This window comes from Sediminicoccus sp. BL-A-41-H5, assembly GCF_050632405.1.
Lineage (GTDB): Bacteria > Pseudomonadota > Alphaproteobacteria > Acetobacterales > Acetobacteraceae > Roseococcus.
This window is the reverse complement of sequence record NZ_CP192601.1, coordinates 1,971,478-1,985,808: the sequence shown is the minus strand read 5'-3', so window position 1 is coordinate 1,985,808 and position 14,331 is coordinate 1,971,478. Positions and strand designations below refer to the sequence as shown.

Annotated in this window: 18 protein-coding genes; 7 read left to right on the top strand and 11 right to left on the bottom strand. The window is 71.4% G+C overall.

The window, feature by feature from the left end; genetic code table 11:
- Positions 1–7: 7 nt before the first annotated feature.
- From ACQ860_RS09950 to ACQ860_RS09940, 3 genes are all read right to left on the bottom strand, one after another.
- Positions 8–361 carry a hypothetical protein gene (locus ACQ860_RS09950; RefSeq protein ID WP_431303222.1) on the bottom strand — a complete coding sequence of 118 codons (354 nt, stop codon included), beginning with the start codon at positions 359–361 and terminating at the stop codon, positions 8–10.
- 70 nt (positions 362–431) lie between these two features.
- Positions 432–1,769 (bottom strand): class I SAM-dependent methyltransferase, encoded by a 1,338-nt coding sequence (locus ACQ860_RS09945; RefSeq protein ID WP_431303221.1) that lies wholly within the window; start codon positions 1,767–1,769, stop codon positions 432–434.
- Between the two features lie 58 nt (positions 1,770–1,827).
- The gene (locus ACQ860_RS09940; protein WP_431303220.1) at positions 1,828–2,013 is read right to left on the bottom strand and encodes a rubredoxin; all 186 of its coding nucleotides are present in this window, start codon (positions 2,011–2,013) and stop codon (positions 1,828–1,830) included.
- A gap of 81 nt (positions 2,014–2,094) precedes the next feature.
- On the opposite strand from ACQ860_RS09940, the gene ACQ860_RS09935 reads away from it, so the two are divergent.
- The gene (locus ACQ860_RS09935) at positions 2,095–2,574 is read left to right on the top strand and encodes a nucleoside deaminase (RefSeq protein WP_431303219.1); all 480 of its coding nucleotides are present in this window, start codon (positions 2,095–2,097) and stop codon (positions 2,572–2,574) included.
- A 9-nt stretch (positions 2,575–2,583) separates the two neighbouring features.
- On the opposite strand, the gene ACQ860_RS09930 is transcribed toward ACQ860_RS09935, so the two are convergent.
- A complete protein-coding gene (locus tag ACQ860_RS09930) occupies positions 2,584–3,153 on the bottom strand; it encodes a glutathione S-transferase family protein (protein ID WP_431303218.1) in 570 nt (189 codons plus the stop codon).
- A gap of 74 nt (positions 3,154–3,227) precedes the next feature.
- Between ACQ860_RS09930 and ettA the strand changes: the two genes are divergently transcribed.
- From ettA to ACQ860_RS09915, 3 genes are read left to right on the top strand one after another with little or no spacing between them, the layout of a single operon-like run.
- A complete protein-coding gene (gene ettA / locus ACQ860_RS09925) occupies positions 3,228–4,907 on the top strand; it encodes an energy-dependent translational throttle protein EttA (protein ID WP_431303217.1) in 1,680 nt (559 codons plus the stop codon).
- 3 nt (positions 4,908–4,910) lie between these two features.
- Positions 4,911–5,489, top strand: coding sequence for a hypothetical protein (locus tag ACQ860_RS09920; protein WP_431303216.1), 579 nt, complete (start codon positions 4,911–4,913; stop codon positions 5,487–5,489).
- Between the two features lie 4 nt (positions 5,490–5,493).
- Positions 5,494–6,015, top strand: a complete 522-nt coding sequence (locus ACQ860_RS09915; protein ID WP_431303215.1) for a GNAT family N-acetyltransferase — start codon at positions 5,494–5,496, stop codon at positions 6,013–6,015.
- Here ACQ860_RS09915 and ACQ860_RS09910 read toward each other — a convergent pair.
- The 7 genes from ACQ860_RS09910 to ACQ860_RS09880 all read right to left on the bottom strand — a co-directional run bounded on the left by ACQ860_RS09910 (position 6,012) and on the right by ACQ860_RS09880 (position 13,080).
- Complete coding sequence (locus tag ACQ860_RS09910) at positions 6,012–6,620, bottom strand: hypothetical protein (protein WP_431303214.1); 609 nt, start codon at positions 6,618–6,620, stop codon at positions 6,012–6,014. The genes ACQ860_RS09915 and ACQ860_RS09910 overlap by 4 nt on opposite strands.
- 109 nt (positions 6,621–6,729) lie before the next feature.
- Positions 6,730–8,772, bottom strand: a complete 2,043-nt coding sequence (locus ACQ860_RS09905; protein ID WP_431303213.1) for a DNA/RNA helicase domain-containing protein — start codon at positions 8,770–8,772, stop codon at positions 6,730–6,732.
- Entirely contained in the window at positions 8,741–9,661 is a 921-nt protein-coding gene (locus tag ACQ860_RS09900) for a DMT family transporter (protein WP_431303212.1), read from the bottom strand. Before ACQ860_RS09900 ends, ACQ860_RS09905 begins: the two co-directional genes overlap by 32 nt.
- On the bottom strand, positions 9,658–9,942 hold the full coding sequence (locus tag ACQ860_RS09895; protein ID WP_431303211.1) for a hypothetical protein: 285 nt from the start codon (positions 9,940–9,942) through the stop codon (positions 9,658–9,660). Before ACQ860_RS09895 ends, ACQ860_RS09900 begins: the two co-directional genes overlap by 4 nt.
- A complete protein-coding gene (locus tag ACQ860_RS09890) occupies positions 9,942–11,087 on the bottom strand; it encodes a GNAT family N-acetyltransferase (protein ID WP_431303210.1) in 1,146 nt (381 codons plus the stop codon). The genes ACQ860_RS09895 and ACQ860_RS09890 overlap by 1 nt, the downstream gene beginning before the upstream one ends.
- 26 nt (positions 11,088–11,113) lie before the next feature.
- Complete coding sequence (locus ACQ860_RS09885; protein WP_431303209.1) at positions 11,114–11,578, bottom strand: RidA family protein; 465 nt, start codon at positions 11,576–11,578, stop codon at positions 11,114–11,116.
- Positions 11,578–13,080, bottom strand: coding sequence for a TSCPD domain-containing protein (locus ACQ860_RS09880; RefSeq protein ID WP_431303208.1), 1,503 nt, complete (start codon positions 13,078–13,080; stop codon positions 11,578–11,580). Before ACQ860_RS09880 ends, ACQ860_RS09885 begins: the two co-directional genes overlap by 1 nt.
- Before the next feature lie 149 nt (positions 13,081–13,229).
- On the opposite strand from ACQ860_RS09880, the gene ACQ860_RS09875 reads away from it, so the two are divergent.
- The 3 genes from ACQ860_RS09875 to ACQ860_RS09865 are packed head-to-tail and all read left to right on the top strand — an operon-like array spanning position 13,230 to position 14,331.
- The gene (locus ACQ860_RS09875) at positions 13,230–13,583 is read left to right on the top strand and encodes an NADH-ubiquinone oxidoreductase subunit NDUFA12 family protein (RefSeq protein ID WP_431303207.1); all 354 of its coding nucleotides are present in this window, start codon (positions 13,230–13,232) and stop codon (positions 13,581–13,583) included.
- Positions 13,584–13,618: 35 nt separating this feature from the next.
- Positions 13,619–14,122, top strand: a complete 504-nt coding sequence (gene mlaD, locus ACQ860_RS09870; protein WP_431303206.1) for an outer membrane lipid asymmetry maintenance protein MlaD — start codon at positions 13,619–13,621, stop codon at positions 14,120–14,122.
- The gene (locus ACQ860_RS09865) at positions 14,119–14,331 is read left to right on the top strand and encodes a hypothetical protein (RefSeq protein WP_431303205.1); all 213 of its coding nucleotides are present in this window, start codon (positions 14,119–14,121) and stop codon (positions 14,329–14,331) included. Before mlaD ends, ACQ860_RS09865 begins: the two co-directional genes overlap by 4 nt.

Sequence of the window (14,331 nt, the reverse complement as noted above, 5' to 3'; positions counted from 1 at the left end):
GAGGCGGCTACATGCCGGCCGCGGAATAGGCCGCAGCCCAGGCGCTGTAGAGATGCGCGTAATAGGCATACCAGGCGGCTGCGCTGTACCAGGACTGCTCCTGCCACGAGCCGCTCGCCGAATAGTAGCGGGCGTAGAACGCGAAGACATAGGCGCTGTAGGAGAACGACACGGCGAGGCCGCCAAAGTAGTTGGCAAGGTCGCCGCGCGCCGTGATGTCCCGCGCCGCCTCCTGCGAAATGGCCTCGATGGTCGCCCCCCCGAAGATCGGGCTGCGATCGGCCCAGGCGGGGGTCTGGAAGAGGGCGGCGAGCGTGAGGCTGGCCGCGAGCCAAAGTCGGGAGAACCGGGTGAGCATCATGAGGGACCGTCCTTTTTTGGGGGTCCCTCACGCTATCGAGGCCGGCTTAAGACAAGGTGAAGCGGGGGCTTCAGCCCGGCGGATAGAGATCCGCCCGCGTCAGCGGCAGGCCCGAGGGGCCGCGCGTGCGCTTGGTGGCCACGGTCTGGAAGATGCAGACCGTGCCGCGCTCGAAGGCCAGCGCGCAGCCGGCGAGGTAGAGCAGCCAGATGCGGGTCTTGGCCGCTCCCACCTCGGCCTCGGCCGCCTTGCGGTTGGCGTAGAGGCGCTCGGTCCAGATGCGGCAGGTGCGGCCGTAATGCTCGCGCCAGTTCTCCGTATCGTGGATCTCGAAGCCGTTGCGCTCCATCGAATCCGTGCTGCCTCCGATGTGGTCCAGCTCGCCGCCCGGGAAGATATAGTTCACCAGCGCCGCGAATTCCGGGCGCTTCTTCCTGAACTCCCGCTCGTTCTTCTTCATCGGCCGCGCGATGGCGTGGTGCAGGTAGATCCCGCGTGGGCGCAGAAGGTTGCGGATCTGGCGGAAATAGCCCTCGCGGTTGTCGAGGCCGATCGCCTCATACATCCCGATGGAGGCGATCTTGTCGAACTCCATCCCTTCCAGGCTGCGGAAATCGCGCAGCTCGATCGTGACACGGTCTTCCAGACCCAGGCGCTTCACCTTCGCCACGGCGAAATCATACTGCGCCTGGCTCAGCGTCACGCCATGGGCCTTGGCGCCATAGTGCTGCGCCGCGTGGCAGACGAGGCCGCCCCAGCCGCAGCCGATGTCCAGCATGCGGTCGCCCGGCTGCAGGCGCAGCTTGCGGCAGATCATGTCGAGCTTGGCCTGCTGCGCCTCGGCGATGGTGTCATTGCCGTTCGGGAAGTAGGCGCAGGTGTAGACCATCTCGGGGTCGAGGAAGAGCGAATAGAACTCGTTCGAGAGGTCGTAGTGGAACTGGATCAGCGCCGTGTCGTCGCGGCCTTCCTCGAAGCGCGCGGTCTGCGCGCCGGCATAGGCGTGGCTCGGGTTCGGCGTGCCCGGCCCGAAGAAGAAGGGCAGCAGCGCGCGGAAGGCGGCGAACTTGTCGATCTGCTTCAGCAGGCCCCGCGTGCGCCGGTTGCCGATGCGGTCCGAGAAGGCGAGCAGGCTGCCGCCCTCCAGATCGATCTTCCCCTCGGCCATCAGGTCGAAGAGCGTCGGCGTCTTCGGCTTGCGCAGCAGCCGCGTGATGGCGGACGGGTCGTTGATGGCCAGCGCCAGGTCGCCGCTCCAGCGCGAGCCGAGCGGCACGGCCTCGCCATCCCAGAGGCGCACCGCGAGGTCGAGCTCGAGCTTGCTGCCGAGATCGGCGATCAGCCGGCGCAGCGCCGCGATCCGGCGATCCGGCGTGGCAAGGGGAGAGGAGGGGGGTTCGGGCGCCATGGTGGCGCCCTCTTAAGCGCAAGCCCCGCCGCGCGAAAGGGTGCGGCGGAATACCCCCTCAGCCGACCTTGCGCATCACGAAATCGGCCTTGGCCGCCCCGCAATCCGGGCAGGACCAGCTCTCCGGCACGTCCCGCCAGCGGGTGCCGGGGGGCAGGCCATCCTCCGGCGCGCCCTTGGCCTCGTCATAGACATAGCTGCACAGCTCGCATTCCCAGACGTGGAACGGTTCCTCGGCGCCCATGCGGCCCTCCCTTGATCGGGGGTGAGCATCGGAAGCAGGTCGCGCTTCCGTCAAGCCCGGGCGGCATGGCAGGCTCGATCCATGCCGCTCGACCACATCGCCCTGCTCCGCCACAGCCTCGCCGTCGCCCGCCGCGCGCGGCAGAACGGCAAGCACCCCTTCGGCGCCATCCTGGTCGATGCGGAGGGCCGCGTGCTGATGGAGCAGGAGAACGCCTTCGACACCGAGGGCCGCACCGGCCATGCGGAGACGGTGCTGAGCCGCCGCGCCTGCGCTGCCTATACGGCGGAAGAGCTGGCGCGGACCACGATGTATGTGAGCGCCGAGCCCTGCGCCATGTGCGCCGGCAGCCTCTACTGGGCCGGTATCGGCCGTCTGGTCTATGCGATGAGCGAGCACAAGCTCGGCCGCATCATCGGCCCGCACCCGGACAATCTGACGCTGGACCTGCCCTGCCGCACCGTCCTGGCCGCCGGCCAACGGACGGTCGAGGTCATCGGCCCGCTGCTGGAGGAGGACCCGGAGGCGGTCGCGCTGCACGACGGCGCCTGGGATCATTAGCGGGGAAGCTCATACCCCATCACCGCCTCCTCCCGCAGCACGCGCTGCACGGCGGCGCGCTGCATCACGCGGTCGTGATGGGCGATGAGTTCGAGGGAACTCCCCCGGCTCCAGCGACGCGCCGCCCCGGAAGCGCCAGAACAGGCGGAACAGGTGGATATCCGCGATGGAATAGGCCGCGCCCAGCGCATAGGGCGCGCTCCCGAGCCGCGCCTCGGCCTGCGCCCAGATCCCCCGGGCATGCTCCAGCCCCTGCCGTCGCGCCGGATGCACCGTGGCCGCCAGGAAGCTCATCCAGGAGATGGCCCGCGCCTCGGCCATCAGCCCCTCCGGCAGCAGCTCCGCCTCCGGGTGCCGGCGCGCCAGCCAGAAGAGGATGGCCGCCACCTCCGTCAGCGGCCCCTCGGGCGTGAGCAGCAGTGGCACCTGGCCGGCCGGGTTCAGGGCCAGGAACTCCGGCGCCCGCGTCTCCCGCCCCGCCAGCGAGACCTGCCTCGTCGTGAAATCCGCCCCCACCTCATGCAGCGCGATATGCGCGGCCATGGAGCTGGAGCCGGGCGCCAGGAACAGCGTCAGCACATCCAAGCCCTCCCCATCCGGACCGTCATGGGATAGAAGCCGCGCATCCCCCTCCTTCCCTGCAGGACCGAGCCATGCCCGCCTACCAGTATGTCTATGTGATGAAGGATCTGACGAAGTCCTATCCGGGCGGCCGCGAGGTCTTCAAGGGCATCACGCTCTCCTTCCTGCCCGATGCCAAGATCGGCGTGCTCGGCCCCAACGGCGCCGGCAAGTCCACGCTGATGAAGATCATGGCCGGCATGGACAAGGATTTCGGCGGCGAGGCCTGGGCGGCCGACGGCGCCCGCGTGGGCTACCTGGCGCAGGAGCCGCAGCTCGATCCCACCAAGACCGTGGGCGAGAACGTCCGCGCCGCCTTCGCCACGCTCGAAGCCCAGCTGAAGCGCTTCAACGAGATCAGCGAGCGCTTCATGGAGGAGATGAGCGAGGAGGAGATGAACGAACTCCTCGCCGAGCAGGGCACGCTGCAGGAGGCGATCGACGCCGCCGATGGCTGGGAGCTGGACCGCCGCGTCGAGATCGCGCTCGACGCGCTGCGCTGCCCGCCGGCGGAAGCCTCCGTCGAGAAGCTCTCCGGCGGTGAGCGCCGCCGCGTGGCGCTCTGCCGCCTGCTGCTGGAAAAGCCCGACCTGCTGCTGCTGGACGAGCCGACCAACCACCTGGATGCCGAGAGCGTCTCCTGGCTCGAGCACACGCTGCGCGACTATCCGGGTGCGGTGCTGGTCGTCACCCATGACCGCTACTTCCTGGACAATGTGACCAACTGGATCCTGGAAGTGGATCGCGGCCGCGGCTTCCCCTACCAGGGCAACTACTCCTCCTACCTCGAGGCCAAGCGCAAGCGCCTGGAGCAGGAGAACCGCGAGGACACGGCGCGCATCCGCACCCTGGCCGCCGAGCAGGAGTGGATCGGCCGCAGCCCCTCGGCCCGCCAGGCCAAGAGCAAGGCGCGTATCGCCCGCTATGAGGAGCTGCTGGAGAAGAGCCAGGAGAAGGGGCCGGGCGAGGTCGAGATCCTCATCTCCCCGCCGCCGCGCCTCGGCAACACCGTCATCGAGGCGGAGGGGCTGCGCAAGGCCTATGGCAATCGCCTGCTGATCGACGATCTCAGCTTCAAGCTGCCGCCGGGCGGCATCGTGGGCGTCATCGGCCCGAACGGCGCGGGCAAGACCACGCTGTTCCGCATGATCACGGGCCAGGAGACGCCCGATGCCGGCACGCTGCGCATCGGCGACACGGTGAACCTCGGCTACGTGGACCAGTCGCGCGACAGCCTGGATGACAAGAAGACGGTCTGGGAGGAGATCTCGGGCGGCGACGACACGATCAACATCGGCAAGCGCTCCATCGCGTCCCGCGCCTACACCGCCGCCTTCAACTTCAAGGGCGCGGACCAGCAGAAGCGCCTGGGCGTGCTCTCGGGCGGTGAGCGCAACCGCGTGCACCTCGCCAAGATGCTGCGCGTTCCGCACAACGTCCTGCTGCTCGACGAGCCGACCAACGACCTCGACGTGGACACGCTGCGCGCGCTGGAAGAGGCGCTGATGGAATTCGCCGGCTGCGTGGTGGTGATCAGCCACGACCGCTGGTTCCTCGACCGACTGGCGACGCACATCCTGGCCTTCGAGGGCGACAGCCATGTCGAGTGGTTCGAGGGCAACTTCCAGGCCTATGAGGAAGACAAGCGCCGCCGCCTGGGGGCCGCCGCCGACCAGCCACACCGCATCAAGTATCGTCCGCTGGTCCGGTAGGCGATGCTGGAGACGGCCCATGCGCCCGGCGTGCTCGTCGTCGGGCCGGACGAGGTGGGGATCGCCTGCCGCTACAAGGCGGGGCCCTTCGCGCGCAGCACGGATGAGGGCGGCCATGCCGATGCCATCCTGCCGCGCGGCGTGCCCGTGGGCTATTACGCGCGCACGAAGCGCGACCGGCGCCTCGCGCTGATCGCCCCGGGCATGGTGCGCGACGCGGCGGCCCTGCTGCGCGACCGGCCGGAATACATGCGAGCCACCGAGGCGCGGGCGCGCATCTGCCCTACCACCTTCTGCATCCTGCGCGTGGGCGAGTCCCGCGCGGCGGACTTCGTCACCGTCTGGCAGGAGATCGCGGCGAGGCCGCCGCTCTTCCTGGCCGTCGGCGGCAATTGCGCGCAGGTGATCGCGGGGGCGCTGATCCGCATCGGCGCCATGCCGCGCGGATGGGTGCGGCCCGGCAGCCCGGACGGATTGTTCCGCGCGCTGCACGCGGCGGCGCCCCTGGCGCGCATCGCCACCGGCTATGCCGAGTTCGAGCCGGATGAGGCCGGCGGCTACCTGATCCGGCTGGAAGGCTGAGGCCGTGTCCCAGGTGCTCGGCCAGCGGCGCAGCATCACCACGCCGCGCCTCTCCTTGCTGCCGCCCGGCCCCGAGCACCTGCCGGACCTCATCCGCCTCAAGGCGGATGAGGCGGTGTTCGGCTACATGCTGCATGGCACCCGCACGCCGGAGCGCACGCGCGAGGAGCTCGAGGATGACATGGATTTCTGGCAGGTGCGCGGCTATGGCACCTGGAGCGTGTTTCTCCGCGAGACGGGCGAGTTCCTCGGTATCGCGGGGCTGATGGAGCGGCCGGACGGGCGCGGGATCGCCGTGCGTTTCGCGCTTTGGCCCGAATGCCGCGGTAAGGGCTATGCGCGCGAGGCGGCCCGCGCCGCGCTGGAATTCGGCCATGCGGTGGGATTGACGCGCATCATCGGCGTGGCGCGGGAGACGAACCTCGCCTCCCGTGCCGTGCTGGCCGATTGCGGCATGCGCGAATGCGGCGAGTTCCAGCATCGCGGCCATCGCATGGTGGTGTTCGAGAGCCTGGCGAAGGGCTAGCCCGGCTTCGACGCCTCGAAGGGAAGGATGGTCGCACCCTCCTGCGGGACGAGGGGGAGGACGGTCTCGCCCGGCGCGGCCCGCGCCGCCTCTGCGATCTGGCGCGCGTGCCGGTCGAATTCCGAGAGCATGATGAGCGTGTTGCTCCGCGCGCGCCGCACATAGGGCGCCCAGAGCAGGGCGGCGCTGCCGCGCTCCTCCGGCGCGAAGGCGGCGAGGCCGTCGAGATCGGCGTGCAGCGTGCGCATGGCCTGGGCCGTGCTGCTGCCGGCGGCATAGCCCTGCAGGCGCAAGCGAAGCCGGAGCGCCTGGGCGCGATGCAGCAAGGGCGGGCCCTCGCGCCGCAGCAGCGCGATGACGTGGGCGACCGTTTCCTGCGTGCCGGAGAGCAGGGCGTGATGTTCGGCTTCGTGCGTTTCCAGCGCTTCCATGCGCTCGAAGACGCTTTCCAGGGCCTCCAGGCTGCGGGCCATGGCGTGCAGCGCCTGGCAGGTGCGCTGGATGAGCGGCTGGAGCGCGGCCGGCTCCGCCGCCTGCGTGGCGGCGGCGGGTGGTGCTTCGGCGCCCTCGGGGGCGGGCGGGTCGGCGGGGAGGCTGTGCGGCATGGGCTTTTCCCGATCTCTCACCACGGGTCCAGGCTGGCCCACGGCGCCGTCCTTCGCGGCAGTCGCCCGGGGTATGCGCGGGAAAAGGTAAAGCCTTCGTGAAGGCAAGTCAGAGGAGGCGCAGCGGTTCGGCGCTGGGCTCCGGGGCCAGGGCGCGCGCGCCGCAGGCGTGGAGGAAGGCGGCGATCGCGTCCATCTCGGCGGCGGGGCGCGTCACGTCGTGGAAGGGGTCCTCGGCAGGGCTGCCGGGCGGCACCCAGATCACCGTCTCGTAGCGCGCGCGGGTGAGCAGCACGCGGTAGGTGTTGCGGATGAATTCCTGTTCCGCCGCGCCGTTCACCTGCTGCCAGCCGCGCCCGGCGAAGCGCCGGCAGCGCCAGCCCTCCGGGCCGCGCATCAGGTCACCACCCCAGGCGAGGCCCACCGCGTCCAGTTCCAGCCCCTGGCAGGCATATTCGGTGGCCGCGACCTCGAGTGCGTCGGAGGCGCGGATGTCCGGCCAGCGCTCCAGGAACCAGGCAACCGGTTCCTCGGTTCCGATCAACTGCGCGTCGAAGCCTTCGGCACGCAGGCGCCGCGCGCCGGAGGAACGCACGAAGCCCGCGCGGCGCAGCCCCGGCGTCCAGCCGCGCAGCGCGGTCCGGGCGGCATCGAGCGAGCGCGTCACGAAATAGGGCACGCCGCCCTCCCGCTCCGCCACGGCCTGTGCGCGCGACGCGTCTCCGCGCAGCACGGCATCCACCCAGGCGGCGCCCGCTTCGCTGCGCACGCTGCGGATGGGCACGGTGAGATCGAGCGCGTCATCCAGCGTGAGCCACGGGCCGGGGATGAGCCGTTGCGCCGCCTCGGGCGCCGCCAGGCTGCGCGGCGCGGCAACGGCGCGCCAACCTGGCGTGGCGGCGATGACGCGCCCCCATTCGGCGAGCCCGGCCTCGCCCGTGTTGATCTCCTGCCCATGGCCGATGAGGGCCACGATGGCGGCGAAGCCCTCATGCCGGCCCATGATGGCGAGCGCGTGCGCGGGCTCGCTCATCGTCAGCACGCTCTTGCGGCGCTGCGTGTCGCGCCCGGCCTGGGCCTCATCCCAGGCGCGCTGCGCTTCGTCGAAGATGATGACGCGCTCGGCCGGGGGCGTCGTGGCATGGGCGTTGTCCGCCAGGAAGCGGTGCACGTTCTGCAAGGCCTGCGCCGTCTCGTGCCGCGCCTGACGCAGCTTGCCGGCACGCTGTCGGCGCGTCGGGTCATGGCTCGGGCCCAGCGCCAGGTCGAGCCCCGCACGGTCGCAGGCCAGCGCCTCGCGCAGCACGGCCACCAGCGGCGCATTGCCGGTGAGGAAGGCGGTGCCCTCGCGCCGGTTTTCGCCGAAGACGACATTCAGGCCGCACAGCGTCTTGCCCGCCCCGGGCACGCCGGTGACGAAGACGACCACGCGCTCCTGCCGCGCACGGGCCTGCTCCAGCGCGCGGAGGATGGCCTGCGTCGTGCGGGTCAGGTTGTCGGTGTCGGCACGGGCGGTGGCGATGTCGGCCACGCTGTTGCGCGCGAAGAGGCGCGCCGCCGCTTCCACGATGGTGGGCACGGGCCGGTAGGGGGCTTCGATCCATGCGGCGGGGTCGAGCGCCGCGGCGCCCTGCGGGATGGCGTCATGCAGGGCTGCCAGGCGCTCGCCGAGTGCCGCGCCGTTGCAGTCGGCGACGGGCGCGACGCCGGGTGTGGGCAGGCCGAACTGCAGCGGCGGCAGGCGCCGCGCCTCGGTCGAGACCAGCACCGGCAGGATCGGATGCGCGCGGCTTTCCCCGTGGAAGTCCCACAGGTCCTGCGCGTAATCCTCCACCTGCGCGCGGTCCGCCGGCGAGAAGGCGGTGGCGCCCACCTTGAACTCCAGCACGAAGATCGCGCGCGGCGTGACCAGCACGGCATCAATGCGCTTTTCCAGCCGCAGCATGTCGTACTCGAAGGCGATCCGCGCGTCCGCCCAGCGCGGCCCGGCGAGCGCCGCCTGCAGCAGCTCGACCTGCGTCACCCAGGCCCGAAGCTGCGCCGGTTCCCCGCTCAGCCGCCGCGCCATCTGCGCCGCGGCCAGCGCGGCCGCGATGCCCTCCGCCGCGCTGCGGAGCAACTCAGGGACGGTCAGGGCGATCCAGGGGCGCATGCCGGGGCATGGTGGCAGCTTTCCCCCGTCCCGGCCAGGTTGCCAGCAGCAGGCTTGTCATCATCAGCGCGAAGCCGGCCACATGGATCAGTCCGAAACCCTCGCCGAGGAAGAGCACCGCGGTCACCGCCGCACTCGCCGGCAGGAAGGCCGTGAAGACGCCCGCCGTCGCCGCCGGCACGCGCTTCATCCCGGCATACCAGAGCAGCAGGCACAGCACGCTCGCGGTCAGCGAATGGAACAGCAGCAACGCGAGCAGATGCGCGTCCGTCAGCGCCGCGATGGCGGCATAGCCGGGTGCGGCGAAGGGCAGCAGGAACAGCGCGGAAAACGCCTGCATCCAGAGCGACGCCGTGATCACGGGCACGGCCCCCGCCACGCGCCGCGCCAGCAGCACATAGATCGCCTCGCCGCAGACGCCCAGGAACACCAGCAGGTTGCCCAGCGCGGACCCGCCGCCGCCGCCGCCGAGCCGCGCCAGCGTGATCGCCGCCATGCCGAAGCCGGCCAGCCCCGCCGCCAGCCATTGCCGGGGCGAGAGCCGCTCGCGCAGCCAGAGGAAGCTGCCCAGCGCGACCACCGCCGGCAGCGTCGCCAGAACCAGGCCGCCTTCGAGTGCGGAGGTGAAGCGCAGGCCCGCCAGCAGCCCCGCATTGTAGAGCGCGGTGCCGAACACCGCCTGGAGGAAGAGGTTGCGCTTCACCGCGCCCGGCACGGCCACCCGCCCCTCGATAAACCGCGCCAGTGGCCAGAGCACCACCACCGCCAGCGCGCAGCGCAGGCAGGCGATCATCGCGATGGGCAGCGCCTCGGCCAGCAGCTTGGCCACGCCCACATTGGCGCCGACCAGGATCATCGCCAGCGCCAGTTGCCCGTAGGCGAGGATCATCTGCGCGAGACGGGCGCGTTGGCCCGCCGGGTCTGCCGCGGCACGCCATGCGGCAGCGCGGCCACATCCAGCGCGCGCTCGGCCTTCGCCACGACGCGCCCGGCCGGGAAGGCGGCGCGCTCGTCGTCATCCCGCATCTTGAGGATATAGGCGACGTGCCGCGGCATCACGTCGAGATGCGCGCCGATGTCCCGGAAGGTCACCACGCCGCCCTCCGGGATGCTGGCCATGATCGTCAGCACATCCGCCTTGATCCGCGCGAAGAAGGGCGACTTCGCCATCAGGCCTCGCCCTCGCGGCGATAGGGCGAGAGTTCCGCCAGCTCCGCCATGCGCTCCTCGATGGCGGGCCGCTCATGCTCCAGGAAGCGCGCCACCGCATCCGAGAGGCCGCGATGCGCGATCAGGTGCGCGGAATAGGTGGTCGCCGGCAGGTAGCCGCGCTGGATCTTGTGCTCGCCCTGCGCGCCGGCCTCGACGCGGCCGATCCCGTGCTCGATCGCGAAGTCGATGGCGCGCAGGTAGCAGAGCTCGAAATGCAGAAAGGGCACTTCCTCGTCGCACCCCCAGTTGCGCCCGTACAGCGCCTCGCCGCCCAGCAGGTTCAGGGCGCCCGCCACCGGCGTGCCGTCGCGCTCCGCCCACATCAGCACCACGCGCTCGCCCAGCTTCTCCCCCAGCAGCGGCCAGAAGGATTTCGTCAGGTAGGCGCTGCCCCAGCGCGCATCCACGGTGTTGCGATAGAAGCGATGGAAGGCCGCCCAATGCGCGGGTGTGATCTCCGCGCCGCGCAGCGTCCTGAGCGTCAGCCCGCTTTCGGCCACCGCGCGCCGCTCGCGCTTCAGCGTCTTGCGCTTGCGGCTGGAGAGTGCGCCGAGGAAGTCGTCGAAGTCGGAAAAACCCTGGTTCTGCCAATGGAACTGCACGCCGATGCGCTGCAGCCAGCCGGCCTCGCCCAGCGCCTCCCATTCCTCCCGCGTGCAGAAGGTGATGTGCGTGGAGGAGAACTTCAGCGCCGCCATGGCCTGCGCCAGCCCCTGGGCGAGGGCCGCCACCGGAACGCCCGGCCGCCGCAGCAGGCGCGGCCCGGGCACGGGGCTGAAGGGCACCGCCACCTGCAGCTTGGGGTAATAGCGCCCGCCCGCCTGCTCATAGGCCTGGGCCCAGCCATGGTCGAAGACGTATTCGCCGTAGGAGTGCGACTTCGCATAGGCCGGCGCGCAGGCCACCAACTCACCCCCTGCATCCCGGAGCGCGAGATGCTGCGGCAGCCATCCGGTCTTGGCCGAGGCGCTGCCGCTTTCCTCCAGCGCCGCCAGGAAGGCGTGGCTCACGAAGGGATTGTCGCCCGCGCAGGCATCCCACTCGGCCGCCGGGATCTCGGCGATGGCGGGATGCAGGGAGAGGCGCAACTCGGGAGAATCCATCGCCCCATAATGGGGCGAAACCCGGATTAGGCCAGTTCGAGAATCGCCTCGACCTCGACCGCGGCCCCGCCCGGCAGCGCCGCGACACCCACCGCGCTGCGCGCATGCCGGCCCGCATCGCCGAACACCGCCACCGCGCAGTCGGACGCGCCGTTGATCACCGTCGGCTGGTCGCCGAAATTCGGCGTGGAATTCACATAGCCGGTGATGCGCAGCACGCGCGCGATGCGATCGAGGTCCCCGCCCGCGGCCACCTTCGCGTGCGCCAGCACCGAGAGGAAGCATTGCTGCGCCGCCGCCTTCGCCTCCTCGATGGAGACGCCCGCCCCCAGATGCCCCACCGGATGGATCGCCCCATCCTTCCGCGGCACCTGGCCCGAGACGTAGATGATCTTCCCCGAGACGGTGAAGGGCACGTAGTTGGCGATGGGCGCGCCGGCCTCGGGCAAGGTCAGGCCAAGCTCAGCCAGGCGCGCTTCGATCTTCGACATCAGGCGACAACCCTCAGATTGCGTTTCGGACGTTCGGCCACCGTCGGCAGGTCGAGCGGCAGCAGCGGCGATTGCTCCGCCGCGCGGGAGAGGCTGCCCGGCGCCACATCCTCGGCCTCGGGCTGCGGCAACGCGCCGCCGAGATAGTCCATGGCCAGCCGCCGGAAGGCCCAGTCGAGCACGGAGGTCGCGCGGGGAATATCCGGGTCGCCCTCCACCGCGCCGGCCGGGCCGAAGCGCGTATAGGCGAAGGCGTCCACGTAATCCGCCAGCGGCACCCCGCGCGCGAGGCCGGCCGAGACCGCCTGGGCGAAGGCATCCATCAGGCTGCGATAGGCGGCCCCCTCCTTGGACAGGCTGAAGGCGATCTCGCGCAGCGCGCCACCCTCCTCGGCGGTGCGCAGCGCCACGCGATGCCCGCCCACCGTCACATGGAGCGTCTGGCCCGACTGGCGCCGCAGCGCCGGCTTCGGGGCGGGGGCGGGGCGGGGGGCGGCGGGCAGCGCCACCGGCCCGGGCGGGGCCGCGTGCAGGAAGGGCGCGACGGCGGCCTGCATCGCCCGGCGCGAGGCCTGGCTGACGGGGCCGAGCAGCGCGGCGACGCGCGACTGCGGCGCGCGCATCGCGGCGCGGGTCGGCACATCCACCACGCCGGTCGGCGTCTCGACGGCGCGGGTGGCGCCCGGCGCGGGCGCGATCCCGGCGGTCTCGGCCCCCAGCAGCGCCTCGGCCGCATCGGCGGGGGCGAGGGCCACCAGCGCCTGGTGGCGCAGCCCGGGCGAGGCCATGGCGGCATCAAGCGCCGCGCGGGCGGCGGCGGCGAGGCCGGGAACCGGCGTCTGCATCGGCGGCTCGGGCCAGATCAGCGCGATGGGCTCGCGCGCGCCCAGGCGCTCGGCCATGCGGCCGCTCTGCGCCTCGGCCGCGCCCCGCGTCAGCGCCGCGATGCCGGCAGCCACCTCACGCGCCTCGGCGCTGTCATAGGGAAGGCCGAGGCCGGCCAGCAGGCCAGCAAGGTCGGCGAAGCCCAGGCGCAGCCTGGTCGCCTTGCCGCCCGTCACGGCGTCCAGGAAGACCACGGCCAGCGCGCAGGCCTCGGCATAGCCCTCGAGATCCAGGCCCCCCTCGGGCTCCAGGAAGGCGGGCAGGTTCAGCACGAAGCGCGGCTCGGCCTTGGCGTCGCCGCGCCAGCATTCCGCGCCCGGCGCGCCGCGCCGCGTCAGCAGCAGGGCACGCCAGCCCTCGGCCAGCTGCGGCGCCTCGGCGGGCGTGATCAGGCCGGCCCTCTCGCCGGATTTGAGCGCGCGGGCGATCCAGGACTCGGCGATGCGGGGTAGGGCGATGGGCCGCTCCCCCGGGATCAGCGCGGCCAGCGCGGCGGCGGCGTCATCCTCCCAGGAATCGGGCAGGGCGACGGCGCGGCGCGGCGCGTCGGGGTCCGCGCCGATGCGGGTGCGCCTGAGCGCGACCCCTTCCCACAAGCTTCCAGCGATGCGTGCCATGGGCGGCAGCCTAGCCCGCGGCCCTTCCCCCGGGAAGCCGCATGATGTGGCCAGAACGGGAACGGCCCACAACATCTTGTGGAAAACTCCCATGCCCCCGAACGGCCCCGGATGCTTTGCCGCGCCGCGGAATTGTGGGAAGATGCGGCATGTCCACGATCGATCTTTTCCTCACCCGCATGACCAGCCGCAAGGTCGGCCGGGATGAGGCCGGCAACACCTATTACGAATCGCGCCGGCCGGATCCGGTCTATGGCCGCACGCGCCGCACCGTCGCGCTGGCCCGGGGCCTGGACTCCTCCATCGTGCCGCCCGAGTGGCACGCTTGGCTGCACCACACGACGGATGCGCCGCTGCCGGCGGCGAAATACCCCTGGCAGAAGCCGCACCAGCCCAACCTGACCGGCACGCCGGGCGCCTGGCGGCCCAAGGGCCATGACTATGCGGGCGGGCAGCGCCGCGTCACCGGCGGCGATTATGAGGCCTGGACGCCGGGCGGCTGACAGTCCATCTGTCCCCGCATGGAAAAGCTGATCGCATGAAGTCCCGCAGCCTCGCCGAGGTGTTGACGGGCGCCGTGGTCCTGGTCTGCGCCGGGGCCTTCCTGGCCTATGCCATCCTGCATGGTGGCCGCGCGCCCCAGGCGGACGGAATCGCGCTCACCGCCGAGTTCGACCGCGTGGACGGGCTGAACCAGGGCGCCGATGTGAAGATCGGCGGCGTGAAGGTCGGCTCCGTCAGTGACCTGCGGATTGATCCGCGCAGCTTCCAGGCGGTGGTGACGCTGCGCGTCCGCCGAGACCTCGGCCTGCCCATCGATTCCTCGGCCGAGGTCACCTCGGAAGGGCTGCTTGGCGGCAAATACGTCTCGATCGTGCCCGGCGGCGCCGACCGGCTGCTGGCCGATGGCGGCCGCATCACTGAGACGCAGGGCTCGGTGAGCCTGGAGAGCCTGCTCGGCCGCTTCATCTTCTCCGTCACGCAGATGAATGCCGGCAATGGCGCCACCGCCGCCGAGGCCGCGCCGGCCACGCCGCGATGAGCGCGCCGCCCGTCCTCTGGCCGGGCAGCGACGGCCAGCCCATCTCCTGCCGGGAGAAGGTCAAGCTCTTGCTGGAGAACCACGCCGAGGCCACGCAGGTGCTGCGCGACGCCTTCGAGGACGCCGTGCTGATGGGCGTGGATGAGGCCGCGATGCGCGCCATCCTCACCGACATCATCGCCACCCTGCCGAGCCCCCGCCGCAAATGA

Coding starts and splice junctions, on each gene's coding strand:
- ACQ860_RS09950 (WP_431303222.1), bottom strand. CDS start 361: ATGATGCTCACCCGGTTCTCCCGACTTTGGCTCGCGGCCAGCCTCACG.
- ACQ860_RS09945 (WP_431303221.1), bottom strand. CDS start 1,769: ATGGCGCCCGAACCCCCCTCCTCTCCCCTTGCCACGCCGGATCGCCGG.
- ACQ860_RS09940 (WP_431303220.1), bottom strand. CDS start 2,013: ATGGGCGCCGAGGAACCGTTCCACGTCTGGGAATGCGAGCTGTGCAGC.
- ACQ860_RS09935 (WP_431303219.1), top strand. CDS start 2,095: ATGCCGCTCGACCACATCGCCCTGCTCCGCCACAGCCTCGCCGTCGCC.
- ettA (WP_431303217.1), top strand. CDS start 3,228: ATGCCCGCCTACCAGTATGTCTATGTGATGAAGGATCTGACGAAGTCC.
- ACQ860_RS09920 (WP_431303216.1), top strand. CDS start 4,911: ATGCTGGAGACGGCCCATGCGCCCGGCGTGCTCGTCGTCGGGCCGGAC.
- ACQ860_RS09910 (WP_431303214.1), bottom strand. CDS start 6,620: ATGCCGCACAGCCTCCCCGCCGACCCGCCCGCCCCCGAGGGCGCCGAA.
- ACQ860_RS09905 (WP_431303213.1), bottom strand. CDS start 8,772: ATGCGCCCCTGGATCGCCCTGACCGTCCCTGAGTTGCTCCGCAGCGCG.
- ACQ860_RS09900 (WP_431303212.1), bottom strand. CDS start 9,661: ATGATCCTCGCCTACGGGCAACTGGCGCTGGCGATGATCCTGGTCGGC.
- ACQ860_RS09895 (WP_431303211.1), bottom strand. CDS start 9,942: ATGGCGAAGTCGCCCTTCTTCGCGCGGATCAAGGCGGATGTGCTGACG.
- ACQ860_RS09890 (WP_431303210.1), bottom strand. CDS start 11,087: ATGGATTCTCCCGAGTTGCGCCTCTCCCTGCATCCCGCCATCGCCGAG.
- ACQ860_RS09885 (WP_431303209.1), bottom strand. CDS start 11,578: ATGTCGAAGATCGAAGCGCGCCTGGCTGAGCTTGGCCTGACCTTGCCC.
- ACQ860_RS09880 (WP_431303208.1), bottom strand. CDS start 13,080: ATGGCACGCATCGCTGGAAGCTTGTGGGAAGGGGTCGCGCTCAGGCGC.
- ACQ860_RS09875 (WP_431303207.1), top strand. CDS start 13,230: ATGTCCACGATCGATCTTTTCCTCACCCGCATGACCAGCCGCAAGGTC.
- mlaD (WP_431303206.1), top strand. CDS start 13,619: ATGAAGTCCCGCAGCCTCGCCGAGGTGTTGACGGGCGCCGTGGTCCTG.
- ACQ860_RS09865 (WP_431303205.1), top strand. CDS start 14,119: ATGAGCGCGCCGCCCGTCCTCTGGCCGGGCAGCGACGGCCAGCCCATC.